Raw genomic sequence first — 14,281 nt, 5'->3', positions numbered from 1 at the left:
TTTAAAATTAAATGGCAACAATTATTAATTTTGAATCTTGAACCACCATTTCTTCCAAACAATTTTCAAGCCACGCATAGCCATAATCTGAAAAGAATACACTAAAATTATATACCCTCTCCTGCCATGTTTTTGCGGGATGAACATCTAAAAACAGATTTTCAAGCCTTTCCAGCAATTCATTCTGTTTTATTTTTTCGGCGTGAAGCAGACGTTTTTTCATTCTTTTAAATGATTTTAATTGTCGTACTTCTTCTGCCTTCACCATATTCCCGAAAGATTTTTCAGTTGTTTCTGCTGAAGTTTTCAATGTAGAAAAACTATTGATGAGTAATTCTTCTTTCTCGTCAAGCAATTGTAAAATCGGATTATCTTTTAAAATCTTCTGATTGGTAAGTACTGAAAAGTTCTTGAAAAAATCTTCAATCTTAAGATCAAGTTTCTCTATTTTCCCCAATGTTTTTTCTTTCAGGAAAAGCATAGAATTTCTTGGAATCAGGATAGGAAAAGGAATATTGATTTTTGAGAAATAATCCTTCAGTTCCAGCCAGTACATGATTTCGGCATTTCCACCGATATAAGCCAGATTGGGAAGCACGTTTTCCTGATAAACAGGACGCATTAATGCATTCGGACTGAATTTTTCAGGATGATTTTCCAGTTCAGCCAGAATCTCTTCTTCTGTAAACTGGATGGTCTTATCCACAATGATATACTTCTGACCATTAAATTCAATTCTGTCTCTGGTGTCAGAAAGATAGAAAAGGTTAATTTCACGAGGGTTTACCTGAACCTTTCCATATTTCTCAGTAAGAAAATCTACTTTGTCTTTGGAAGTTTTCTGTAAACTGAAGTTCAGAAGCTCATCTTTAAAAATCGTTTTCATCTGATTCTTAAGTTCTACAGAATCTCCATCCAGAATCAAAAGTCCGAATTCTGAAAAAAGACGGTTGACAAGAATCTTAATGGCTTCCGTTAAGGTGTTTCCTGCTTTATAAGCTTCCTTCATCATTAAAATCAGCTCTGTCCCGAAAACAGAATCTTTAAATTCTTTTTCAAATTCAGAAATAAAATATGTATCACTGATTTCAATTCGTCCTACCGGGCCGCCGGATTTTCCGTTAGTTTCGTAATAGTTATTTTCAGTTTTAAAATGGTTGATCTCGGCAAAATCATGATCCTCCGAAGCCATCCAATATACCGGAACAAAATTAAAATCCGGAAAATTTTCTTTCAGATAGGTACATGTCTTTATCGTCTGAAGAATTTTATACACGAAGAAAACAGGACCGGAAAAAAGGTTCAGCTGATGTCCGGTTGTAATGGTAAATGTATTGGGCAGTTTAAGATTCTCAAGATTTTCTTTCTGCTTCGAAGAAAGAGAAAGATTTTCTAACTGACCTTCTAACACGTCAGCTACAATACTTCTTTTTTCTGATGCGAAAGAATCCTTTTTCAGATGAATCTGCTGTCTGAAATGATCTAAGGAAAATGTATTATTTTCAAAACCCTCAATATTCTGATTTAAAAAATCTTTTACCAGCTGAGGAATGCTTTCTATATCGTTAAATGATATTTTATTAATTGTTTTCAACCTGTACCGTTTTTAGTTGAACAAATACCACACGATTCCGATATTCAATCTGAAATCATACACCGGGTAATGTGGAAATGCATATGCTTTGTTGTTGGAGATCACCGTTCCTATCTGCTGTCCTTCTATGAAAAAGAACATTTTCTTCACCTTCATATTAATATAAACATCGGCGATAGGCTGTCCTCCAATTGAAAATGAATCTGCTCTTGGAAGAATATATTCATTAAGAACAGGGAAATATTCTCTTGATGCGAATTTAGAGAAATAATATACTTTAACCCCTGCCTGAATTTCCGCTGCTTTTTTAAAGGCCTGTGTCTGATAGAAGAAGTTGGCTCTACCGATAAAACCTGGTAAAGGAAGCAGTTCTTTATTGGTTAAAGTATTCTGGAAATGCACTCTTGTATTCAGGTGGAATTTATTGAAGCTGAATGTGGCATCTCCTCCGATCTGAGAAATATTCACAGAATTATCACTTTGTTTTGGACTTCCATTGCTGTCAAAGTACGTATAGTTATCGATTCTGAAATAATTGGCGAAAATCTCTGTTTTAAACCATTTCAGATTGATGCTACCTCCTACTTCCATTACAGACTGGTTCTTCGCATCTTCAAGATAATAATTGAAATTATTATAAACGGAAGTATTCAATAAGTAATTGAATGAAGGATATGCACTTTGGAAGTTTACTTTAGCATTAACGAAATAATCTTTGATAGGTTCGAACTTCAGATTATTGGTTGTCTTCAGGTAACTTTTAAACTGGCTTCCGTTTGAAAATTCCAGGAATGAATTCAATTGAATTTTATCCCAAAGTTTTACCTGCAGGTTTCCTACAGCTCCGATTCTGTTTTCCTTTAGTTCGCCAGGAAAAGGAACATTATTGAGTGCCACAACATCTCTTATCCCGAATTTAATCATCTGATAACGCACACCCGCATCCAGCTTGAATTTTTCATTATTAAAGATTAAGCTTACGGTATTGCTGAAATTCTCGGAATATTTCTTAGTTGTCAGTGGAAAGCCATTCACTAATTCTGTAGGAGCATCATACCAATAAGACTCCAAAGCAGTTTGATTATAGTAATATTTATTTCCCTGATGAGAAATAATATGTCTTATGCTAAAAGGAAATTTCCCGGAATTGAATGGAGTAAACTGATGGCTCAGATAATATCTTCTGTAAGAAAACTGAGAGCTTGAAGAGGCCAGATTTACCTGCGCATTTTGTCTGTTGCTATAATTACTGTCACCATTTTGAAACAGATTATCCTCTGTAATACCTCCACTCTCCTGATTATTTACATTCTGATGAAGATAATGGGCAAAAAGCTCATAATTTCCGCTTTTCGAAACATAGTGACCTGAGAATAGTGTATTGTTATTTGCTGACAATGAGTTTCTGTAAAGTCCCTGAGAACGAAGTCCCATATATTCAAGAGCAAAGTTGAATCTTTTTCCGATGTTCTGAGTATAGGTTGATTTCAGAGCAGCACCGTTTCGCATGGCATTATGATAAATAAATGATGCGGTAGGTGTTTTTACGTCGTAGTATTTCACATCATTGGCTCCAATGATCATGTAAGATTTATTGGAAGGCAGTAATGAAAGATTTTCTTCAGGATTTATTTCAAATACAAGTGGATTGAATCCTGCACCAATGTTGGCAGGCTGAACTTTTCCAAAATTATCTTTATTATTTTGCTGTGAAAAGATATAGGTTTTATCAAAAGTCATTACGGTATCAAAAACTTTCTTTTCAGAAAACTGAGTCTGATACTGGTAGTCATTAATGGTAGGTTTAAAAATTTTCAGGGAATCTTTTTTCCCGGAATCTATCACAAGGGTGTCTTCTTTTTTGGACTGAGGCTTTGTCTCTGCTTTATTCACGACCTGAGCCTTGGCTATAAAACCTAAAGAGAAGAGTATGAAAAGGATGTACTTCATTATTCATTATTGTACAGCAAAAATAAGAAATAAAAGGACATAAAAAACCCCTGCTTTGAGCAGGGGTTGTATATCAAATGATTATTGTATGATTAATAACCAGGGTTTTGCTGACAATTTGGATTGGCAGAAGTCTCTTGCACAGGTATAGGTAATGTATACTTATAACTATCATTTGGTAAGTTAAGAGATGGTAACGTGATAAAGTCATCTTTAATGTTTCTATCCATTGTTACTCCTGCAACTGTAGCAAGTCTTTTTAAGTCAATATATCTGTGTCCTTCTAAAGCAAGTTCGATTCTACGCTCTTTCAAGATATCAGCGTAAGCAAATTGAGCATTAGTATACACAGGAGTTGTTGCAGTACCTAAATAGTTTCTTGCAACTCTCACCTGTTGAATAAGTGCCTGAGCGGAAGCTAAGTTACCTGCCGCTACTTCTGCTTCTGCTAAAATAAAGTACATTTCTGACAATCTGAATACCTTAAGGTCATTTCTCGTTGCTGTACTTGTTTTACCAGGATACTTATCAATAACCAATCTATCATTTCTAGAATCAACATTTTGGTAATTTGCCGAAATAATTGATGTTGGATCTATATAAGTGTATCTTCTAATATCTCCTTTATCAGGTTGTCCGGCAGGAGTATAAATCAAATTGAATAAGTTTCTACCTAAGAACCACATTGGTACTCCACTTACTGTAGATTGGTTTGTATTCCATCTAGATCCAATTGTTGCACCAGCACCTAAAGGAAGTCTGTTCAAAGAGAAAATAATTTCACCTCTTGAAGAATCATTCCATAAGTTTCTGTATGGGTTGAAAGATGATGCCGTAGCATAAAAAGCTGAATTCCATGGAGCACTTCCAATAGGCTGAAATCCTAATTCAGGCTTGGTAGGGTCAATAAGAATAGAGCTAGGATTTGCTACAGTTAACTTAGAACCTGTTGCTGCATCCAAAATAGGAGAATTATTAATCACATCCTGAGCATATTGCTTTGCTAATGTAGTATTCCCTCTATATAAATTGAAACGAGCAGAAAGAGCGTTAACGAATCCTTTACCAACAGTGTATCTTGCAGCTGCAGTATTAGAATATGTTAAAATACTTCTGGCATAATCTAAATCTGCATTAATAAGGTCGTAAACATCCTGATTCTTAGCTCTTGGTAATTTAGCATCAGTTGCTGGAACATCTTTTATAAGAATAACACCTAATCCGTTAGGGTCTTTCATATTAGGAGCAAAATAAGTTTCCAATTGAACATAACAAAATGCTCTGATCGCTCTCGCCTGTGCAATGATACTGTTATATTGAGCAACTTCACCAGAACTAGGAGTGATATTTTTAGCTCCTTCCAATAATCTGTTAACTCTGTTAATTACTTTGTAATTGTTAAGCCAGATTCCATCACTTGAACCAGTACTTACTGATCCCCCTCCAACTACTTGAGTAGATGGATCTAGGAAAAATCTGTGTAGCTCGTACTCCTGACCACCACTACCGCTTCCAGGCTTAACTTCATCTGTGAAAACTGCAGTAAAATATATTTCATCGATTGGATCAAACACAGCATATACCGACCCATTTAAAGCTTCGTTCAAATTTGATACATTAGTAAATACTTCTTCAGGCTTCAATTCCCCAGCCTGTTTAATATCTAGTGCATCCTGGCAACTATTTAAAGCAAATCCTGTTGCTGATAAAGTTGCTAAAATTAAAACTGTATTTATAATTCTTTTCATAATTCTTTTTTATTAAAAATCAACATTTAACCCAACTGAAACTGTTTTAGGGTTAGGATATACATTTAATGAGTACGTAGTAACCGGCTCAGGGTCAAATCCTTTCCAGCTGCTCCATGTATATAGGTTTTCAGCCTGAACAAACACTTTAATACCTTTAACAGGTAATTTTCCTAACTGATCTTTAGTAAATGAATATCCTAAAGAAACATTCTTAAGTCTTATGAAATCTGATTTATATAAGAATCTATCTGAAGAACCATCTGTACCAGCGTTATCAGCAAATAAGTTAGGTACATCAGATCCAGTATTTTCCGGAGTCCAAGCGTTTAATAAATTAGCAGATACGTTAATGTTAGCAGCTGCATAATCAGGATTCATTACCCAAGAGTATAAATTGTCATAAATATATCCTCCTTGTTGGTATGAGAATAATGTATCAAGGAACCATCCTTTGTATTGGAAGTTAAATCCAAAACCTCCTGTAAATTTAGCATATGGAGATTTCCCTGTCAATCTTCTGTCTGAAGGTTGTGGGTTCTCTGTAATATTTCCATTGATATCAAGGAATTGCATATTTCCATTTGCCGCGTTTACTCCTACGTATGGATATAGCTGATACTGGCTAGCAGGACCTCCAATAGCATTAACAACATCTCCTGACAAATCTTCGTTACTCATAGAAACGATTTTGTTAGAGTTGTAAGCTCCGTTAACAAAGATAGATAGTTTTGTGTTCTCTGTTCTTATAGCATTAACCCTGATTAGACCTTCAACCCCTTTATTATCAAGGATTCCGTCATTCCCTCTAATACCGTAAGTACCTGTAACAGCTGATCTCTGCAACGTATTGAACATTCTTGTTGTTCTTTTTTGATAGTAGTCAAAGCTACCTTCTACAAGACCTTTATAGTTGAAATCAACCCCAACATTTGTTTGTTTTACCTGCTCCCATTTCAAATAAGGGTTAGATAAATTCACAAAATTATATCCCAATAAGTTTTGATATCCAGAGATTCCTGAATATAAATCAAGGAAGTTATTCGGAAGTAATGCTAAAGGGTTTTGGTTATTAGCTGCAACTCCTAAATTCTGGTTACCTGTAGTACCAATAGAAGCTCTTAATTTAAGCAATCTGAATCCAGACTCAGCCATGAAATCTTCTTTGTCAATATTCCATCTTACGGCAGCTGACCAGAAAGTTTCCCATCTGTTAGTAGGTAAGAAACGGTATGATCCATCTCTTCTGATAACTCCACTTACTCCATATTTATCTTTGTAATCATAGTCTACAGTACCGAAATAGGCCAAAGTACCTGCGGTTACTTTTGAAGCTCCTACAGTAGGTCTGTAAATATTCGGTGTATCAGGATTAAATGGAATATATCCTGTTCCAGCACCAAACTGCCATTGTAATGGGTTTAATCCATTTTGAGTTTGTGTATTTGTATTTACATGAGCTTTAATATAATCCATGTAAGCAGCAACTGAAATAGTATGGTCACCGAATGTTTTATTGAAAGTAATGTTTGTGATACTGTTAAATGTCAGATCCTGAGTTGTCGTAAAACTTTCTGATCCTCCATATTTAGCACCAGCTCCCGCTGCTACAGCTGTAGATAAATACCCTTGAGCACCTCTTGCAAAGATTCTTTCGTATTCTTTATATTCTATACCAGTTCTGTTACCTACACTTAGGTAATCAGTAATCTTATAATTTACATTTGCATTAGCAGAAATACTTAATTCAGTAAATCTGTTTCTAACTCCTCCATTAATATTATCCTGAAGGATCCAAGCTCTGTTTCCTGCACTGTTTTGTCCAATAGCATTGAATAGTTCTACTCCATTAGAATATGGATTAGGAGCCACATATGAAGGGGAAAGTACACTACCAAATAATGCATTCTGAATTACGTTGGAGCTGATTCCTGTATTCTCTTCATCGTCTAACTGATTTCTTTTGGAATATCCTAAACCTAGAATTGTACCGAAGGTTAATCTGCCATCTTTAGACTTACCACTTAAGTTGTTTCTTAATGTAAATCTCTTGAAATCGGTAGATTTTACAGTACCTTCACTGTCTAAATAACCTAAAGATAAGAAGTTGTTTATATTTTCACCACCTCCTGTAATCGCTAAATTATGTTGCTGAGAAATACCTACACGAGTAAATTGCTTTCTCCAGTCAGTATCTATTGCCCAGTTATCAATATCTTCCTGAGATAGGCCTTGATCTGCCGCAAAACCACCTCCGTAAATTTTTTGTATCTGTAACTGCTGTTTAGCACTAGACATATTATAGTCAGGCTTAGGTATCATTGAGAAAGAAGTCAGGGCATCATAAGAAATCTTCAATCCTGAATTAAATTTCCCTCCTTTTGTTGTAATTACAACAACTCCGTTTGCAGCTCTGTTACCATAAATTGCTGTAGCTTGTGCATCTTTCAGAATACTGAATGTCTCAATATCATAAGAGTTTAAGTTTCTGAACTGTGAACCTGAAGTGATAACACCATCTACTACGTATAATGGATCTCTTGAACCATTCAAAGAACTCATACCTCTAATCAAGATATTGAATTTACCAGAACCAGGAGAACCAGATCCAGAGTTAATCACAATACCTGGTGCTGTTCCCTGAATTGAATTCAGAACAGAAATGTTAGGTCTGTTTTCTAAGGTTTCAGCACCTACAGTTACTGAAGAAGTTGTAGATTTTGCTTTTGTAGCGGTCTTACTATATCCTAAGACAACTACTTCCTCAATTTTTGTCTCCTTGTCTTTTTTATCCTTGGAGTCTTTTTCCTGAGCAAATACAGCCTGTCCTGTAAAAAACAAAACACCAGCCGTTAATACACGTAATTTAACATTCATATTAACAAATTTTAATATATTTTAGGAGCAAATATGTTAATAAATATTAACACTAGCAAATTTTTCAGATTCACAAATCATAGATATATTCATGATAAATCAATCTAAGCCCACTACATACATTATAATTCATAATATTAGATGTAAAAAATTATTATAATTTAAATTACAAACTCAAATTATTCACTTTTTAACACTTTTAAATCAATAGAAAAATAATTATTTATAATGAATCTAAATTAAAACAATACTAATATTCAAGCTTATAGGTATTTTTTTTTAATTAACAACATCATTAATTTCAATCTTTTCAACACAACTACTTTCTCTGATTAAAAAAACAAAAAAGCACTGGTTTCTTTTAAAAAGTAATATATTTATAACTTTAAAAAAAATTAAACATGAAAAAAATAGTTTTAACAGCATTAGCCATATTTAGCTTCAGTTTTAGCTTTGCACAAAATACACTATCAGTGAACGGTGCTACAGGAGCACAAGCTGTATTTGACGGCATCAACTCGACTACAGGTAAAACATTTAAATATGATGAGATTTCAGGGGATTCACCATATATTGGTAAAGAATTTTCTGATGCAAAGATTGCTGTTAATTATGAACAGCTTCCCGTACGTTATAACAGCTACACTGATGAAATCGAATTTAAGAAAAACGGACAAGTTCAGGTTCTTCCAAAAACCACTGATTTTTCAAGAATTGAAGTTCTGTCTCCTAAGCAAGTATTAGTTTTAGTTGACACATCAGATGATCTCAACGGCTATTTTTTTGAATTGGCCAACGGAAAAAACACTCTGTACAAAAAAGTCAAAACTAAATTTACAGATGTTGTACCAGCGCCAAATTCTTATGCTAGTGAAAGACCTGCTAATTTCAGGAAATTACCTCCTGTATATTACATCAAAACACAAAACGGCTTTATCAAAAAGCCTAAAAACCAAAAGGATATTATCAACCAATTTCCAGATAAAAAAGACAGCTTAGCCAGTTTCTTTAAATCCAATAAAATAAAGTTTGATAAGGATGAAGATTTAATAAAGCTTGTGACTTTTTTGAACCAGAATTAGATTATTAATAACTATTATATTAATAAAAAAGCAGGCATCTGAGATGCCTGCTTTCTTTATCTTAAATTATTACTTCAGTTTTTTCTTAACTGCTACTTCTTCGTAAACTTCAAGAATATCTCCGATTTCAATATCATTATAACCTTTAAGGTTCAGACCACATTCGTAACCTTTTGTTACTTCCTTAACATCATCTTTGAAACGTTTCAAACTTTCAAGTTCACCATCAAATTTAACAATACCATCTCTTAGCAAACGTACTTTTGACTGTCTTGTTACTTTTCCGGTAAGAACCATACAACCTGCAATTGTTCCTACTTTAGAAATCTTGAATACTTCACGGATTTCAACATTACCAATCACCTGTTCCTGAATTTCCGGAGAAAGCATTCCCTCCATCGCTTCTTTTACTTCATCGATTGCTTTATAGATTACAGAGTAAGTTCTGATCTCAATTTCCTCACGATCGGCAAGTTCTTTTGCATTGGCACCTGCTCTTACATTGAATCCAATGATAATGGCATCTGATGCTGCTGCTAAGTTGATATCAGATTCAGTGATCTGCCCAACACCTGAGTGAAGAATCTTCACACTGATTTCCTCTGTTGATAATCTTTGTAACTGATCAGAAAGCGCTTCTACAGAACCATCCACGTCTCCTTTAAGGATAATGTTCAATTCTTTGAATTCTCCTAAAGCAATACGTCTACCCAATTCTTCAAGGGTTGTATGCTTCTTGGTTCTGATTGATAATTCTCTCTGCAGCTGCTCTCTCTTATTGGCAATTGCTTTACCTTCACTTTCATCAGCATATACACGGAATTTATCACCTGCAGTAGGCGCTCCGTCCAAACCTAAGATTGTTGCAGGAATTGATGGCCCTGCTTCTTTTAGATTTTTACCTCTTTCATCAAGCAAAGCTTTTACTTTACCGTGATTTTTACCTGCTACTACATAATCACCTACTCTTAAAGTTCCGGTCTGTACCAACATTGTTGCTACATAACCTCTACCTTTATCTAAAGATGCTTCAATAACAACTCCGTTTGCTGCACGGTCAGGATTCGCTTTCAACTCAAGCATTTCAGCCTGTAGTAAAACTTTTTCCAACAATACATCTACGTTATTACCGAATTTAGCTGAGATCTCCTGTGCCTGAACATTCCCACCCCATTCTTCTACTAAAACCGGTGGATTTAATCCTGATAACTGCTGACGGATGTTGTCCGGGTTTGCATTCGGCTTATCCACTTTGTTGATAGCAATAATCATTGGTACTCCTGCAGCCTGTGCGTGAGCAATTGCTTCTTTTGTTTGTGGCATTACATCATCATCGGCCGCAATTACGATAATTGCAATATCCGTGATCTGCGCCCCTCTTGCTCTCATCGCTGTAAAGGCTTCGTGACCTGGTGTATCTAAGAAAGTAATTCTCTGACCATTTTCCAGCTTCACATTATAAGCACCGATGTGCTGAGTAATTCCTCCTGATTCACCAGCAATTACGTTGGTTTTTCTGATGTAATCCAATAATGAAGTTTTACCGTGGTCAACGTGTCCCATTACAGTAACTACAGGAGCTCTCTGCAATAAGCTTTCTTCAGTATCCACTTCATCTTCAGCATCTGTATCTTCAAGATCAGCATCTGAGAATTCGATTTTATAACCGAATTCATCTGCTACTAATAATAAGGTATCCGCTTCAAGTCTCTGGTTCATGGTAACCATTACCCCTAATGAGAAACAAGCAGAGATTACTTCAGTTGGAGAAACATTCATCAAACTTGCCAATTCACCTACTGTGATGAATTCTGTTACTTTAAGAGTTCTGTCTTGTGCTTCAAGCTCCTGCTGGCGCTCATCCTGCTCTCTACGGAAAGTTCTTTTATCTTTTCTGTGTTTTGCAGATTTAGATTTTCCTCCTTTATTAGTAAGTTTTTCTAATGTTTCTTTGATCTGGTTTTTAACCTGCTCATCGGTTAATTCAACTGGCATAACTCTTTGCCCTGGTCTGTTGTTCTGACCTCCTTTTTTGAAGCCACCACCTTGACCCTGACGGTTTCCACCACCCTGGTTATTTCCAAAACGGTTTCCACCCTGGCCACCCTGACCTTGAGGACGGTTTCCTTGTCCTCCCTGACCCTGTCGGTTTCCGCCTTGTCCACCGTTATTATTCTGACGATTTCCCTGGCCCTGACCACCTTGGTTATTATTTCCTGAGTTTTGATTATTCCCCTGACCTTGTTGGTTATTCTGACCAGGTTTTTCAATTCTCTTTCTTTTCTTTTTTGCTCCGGCACCCGGCTTCGGCGCAAACTGAGTCAAGTCGATCTTTTCCCCAACGATTTTAGGACCGTCAAGCTTCTGATATACTGTCTCAATTTTCTGTGGTTCCTGAGATTCAGGTTCAGCCTCTGTTTTTGGAGTTTCCACTTTTTTCTCCTCTGCAACCACTGGTTTTGGAGTTTCTTTTACTGTTTCCACAGGTTTAACTTCTTCTTTTTTCTCCTCCATTTTTGGTTTGTCTTTTTTCACAGGTCTGTTTCTAGATTCTATTTGAGACAAATCAATTTTATCCAAAACTTTAAATTCCTGCTTTTCAGGCGCTGCTTTAACTTCCGGTTGTTCTTCTTTCACGATTTCTTCTTTCTTTTCTTCAACCGGTGTCGCAACAGGAGCCACAGGAACTGCAGGAGCTGCAGGAGCCTCTTCAGCTTCAGGCTTCTTAGGTTCCAAATCTATTTTACCTAAAATTCTAGTTTCTGGTTTATTTGCTTTAGCTCTTATCACTTCAGGGGTTTTCTTTTCTTCAATTTCCAGTTTTTCTTCCGGAACTTTAGTGATCACCACCTCATGGGAAGCCTTTCTTTGTTCGCCGTCTTTAGCAAACTCAGCCTCCAATGCAGAATATGCCGCTTCTTCCAATTGAGCGTTAGGATTGCTTTCAACCTCGAAACCCCTTGACTGTAAAAACTCTACTAATCTGGACATCGAAATGTTGAATTCCTTAACCGCTTTATTTAATCTAATTTTTGGCATTTATATTATTTACTGTTTTTAATTTTTAAAATTAAAGTATTTCTTTTTTACTGTTTATTAAAATTTATTTAAAATCTTAATCTTCAAATTCTTCTCTCAGAATACGTTTCACCTCTTCAATAGTTTCTTCTTCAAGGTCAACCATATTTAAAAGACTTTCAGTTTCTTTATCCAATACTGATTTTGCAGTCGTAAGTCCTACTTTCTTAAACTCATCCAAAATCCACTGCTCGATATCATCGTTAAATTCTTTCAATTCAACATCATCATCCTCGCTGGACTCTCTGTATACATCAATCTCATATCCTGTCAACCAAGAAGCCAGTCTGATATTCTGACCTTGTTTTCCGATCACTTTAGAAATTTCTTCAACAGGAGTATACACCAACGCGTAGTTCGTCTCCTCATTGATTTCAATTTTGTTAATAGTAACATTTCCTAATGCTCTCTTCACCAAGATCTCAGGGTTTTTAGACCACTGAATAACATCGATGTTTTCATTTCTCAACTCTCTTACAACGCCATGAATTCTGGATCCTTTTACTCCAACACAAGCTCCTACCGGATCAATTCTGTCATCATAAGCATCTACTGCAATCTTCGCCTTTTCACCAGGAATTCTCACTACCTTTTTCAGGATAATTGTTCCGTCCTGGATCTCAGGAATTTCCAGCTCTAATAACTTCTCAAGGAATTTAGGTGCAGTTCTGGAAATAATAATCTGTGGTTTAGAACCTTTAAAATCTACTGTCTCAACAATAGCTCTGATATTCTCACCCTTTTTAAAGAAATCGGATGGGATCTGGTTTTCTTTTGGTAAAATAAATTCATTTCCTTCATCATCCAGCAGAATCACGTGCTTATGACGGATGTGGTGTATTTCCCCTACAACAATTTCACCAATTTTATCTCTGAACTGTTCGTACAGCATTGCATTATTGTGTTCCTGAAGTTTTGTAGCAAGGATTTGCTTAAGGGTAAGAATATTTCTTCTTCCCAACTGTGCAACAGGAATTTCCATTGTAAAGTCTTCACCTACTTCGAAGGTAGGATCAATCTTCTTTGCTTCAGAAATTTCAATTTCCAAATCATCATCTTCAGACATTTCATCCTCTACAATTGTTTTATTTAAAAATATCTGAAAATCTCCTTTATCCGGGTTTACAATCACATCAAAATGATCATCTGAATCGAATCTCTTTCTTAAAAGAGTTTTCAGTGAATCTTCAATAATTGCCATAAGATCAATCTTACTGATCCCTTTTTCGTCTTTAAAATCACCAAAGGATTCAATCAACGCTATATTATCCATCTATTCTTTTTTCTTTTTAAAATTTAATTACTACTAATGCTTTTTTGATCTCAGGATAAGAAATTTCTTTCTCCTCCTCCACATCTACTTTTCCTTTTCCGATATCTTTCGGTTTCCGGTAACGTAGAACAAGTGTGATCTTCTCATCGTCTACTTTTGACAATTCCCCTTCAATTTTAGAAGAATCCTCCAGCATCACCTCAATCTCTCTTCCAATGTTTTTACTGAACTGTCTTGGTGTGGATAATGGCTCGCTCAGTCCTGCAGACATCACCTGAAGGCTGAAGTCATGCTCTTCACGATCCATATTGAATTCAATTGCACGGCTTGCATCAAGACAATCCTGCAAAGAAACTCCGTTATCACCATCCAAAATCACTGTAATATCATCCCCTGCAGAAATTTTAAGATCAATAAGAAACAGATCTTTTCTGGTGTCAAGGAATTCATTTAATAATTCTTCAATTCTTTTTCTAAACTCCATATATTTTTATCTTGATTTACAGTACGAAAAAAGGCTTTCTTCCGAAGCCTTCCCATTTTTTCCGTAAATCCATTGCAAATATAAGCTTTTTTTCTAAAAAAGCAAAATAATCTTAAGTATCAGGTAAATAGCGTAAGATTCATTTACAATAAATTAAAAGAATATGTCAGAAGATTTTTATTACTTTTGTCTTAG

At 35.5% G+C, this 14,281-nt stretch carries 8 protein-coding genes; 1 reads left to right on the top strand and 7 read right to left on the bottom strand.

What is annotated here, in order from left to right; all coding sequences use genetic code 11:
* Positions 1-7: 7 nt before the first annotated feature.
* From bshC to DEU40_RS03005, 4 genes are all read right to left on the bottom strand, one after another.
* A complete protein-coding gene (gene bshC, locus DEU40_RS03020) occupies positions 8-1,594 on the bottom strand; it encodes a bacillithiol biosynthesis cysteine-adding enzyme BshC (protein WP_110008480.1) in 1,587 nt (528 codons plus the stop codon).
* A 12-nt stretch (positions 1,595-1,606) separates the two neighbouring features.
* On the bottom strand, positions 1,607-3,544 hold the full coding sequence (locus DEU40_RS03015) for a putative porin (protein ID WP_110008479.1): 1,938 nt from the start codon (positions 3,542-3,544) through the stop codon (positions 1,607-1,609).
* Between the two features lie 92 nt (positions 3,545-3,636).
* Positions 3,637-5,292, bottom strand: a complete 1,656-nt coding sequence (locus DEU40_RS03010; RefSeq protein WP_110008478.1) for a RagB/SusD family nutrient uptake outer membrane protein — start codon at positions 5,290-5,292, stop codon at positions 3,637-3,639.
* A 12-nt stretch (positions 5,293-5,304) separates the two neighbouring features.
* A complete protein-coding gene (locus DEU40_RS03005) occupies positions 5,305-8,169 on the bottom strand; it encodes a SusC/RagA family TonB-linked outer membrane protein (protein ID WP_110008477.1) in 2,865 nt (954 codons plus the stop codon).
* 401 nt (positions 8,170-8,570) lie between these two features.
* Between DEU40_RS03005 and DEU40_RS03000 the strand changes: the two genes are divergently transcribed.
* Positions 8,571-9,251, top strand: coding sequence for a hypothetical protein (locus tag DEU40_RS03000; protein WP_137904384.1), 681 nt, complete (start codon positions 8,571-8,573; stop codon positions 9,249-9,251).
* Between the two features lie 69 nt (positions 9,252-9,320).
* Here DEU40_RS03000 and infB read toward each other — a convergent pair whose 3' ends face one another.
* The 3 genes from infB to rimP all read right to left on the bottom strand — a co-directional run bounded on the left by infB (position 9,321) and on the right by rimP (position 14,086).
* Positions 9,321-12,290, bottom strand: coding sequence for a translation initiation factor IF-2 (gene infB / locus DEU40_RS02995; protein WP_110008475.1), 2,970 nt, complete (start codon positions 12,288-12,290; stop codon positions 9,321-9,323).
* Between the two features lie 76 nt (positions 12,291-12,366).
* Positions 12,367-13,602: a transcription termination factor NusA gene (gene nusA, locus DEU40_RS02990; protein WP_002982960.1), complete on the bottom strand. Its 1,236-nt coding sequence runs from the start codon at positions 13,600-13,602 to the stop codon at positions 12,367-12,369.
* A 16-nt stretch (positions 13,603-13,618) separates the two neighbouring features.
* Positions 13,619-14,086 carry a ribosome assembly cofactor RimP gene (gene rimP / locus DEU40_RS02985; protein ID WP_110008474.1) on the bottom strand — a complete coding sequence of 156 codons (468 nt, stop codon included), beginning with the start codon at positions 14,084-14,086 and terminating at the stop codon, positions 13,619-13,621.
* Between the last annotated feature and the right edge of the window lie 195 nt (positions 14,087-14,281).

Origin of the sequence: Chryseobacterium sp. AG844, from assembly GCF_003182335.1 — a bacterium.
GTDB classification, from domain to species: Bacteria; Bacteroidota; Bacteroidia; order Flavobacteriales; family Weeksellaceae; genus Chryseobacterium; species Chryseobacterium cupriresistens.
Note: the sequence above shows the minus strand (reverse complement) of the source record. Positions and strands in the feature narration are given on the sequence as shown.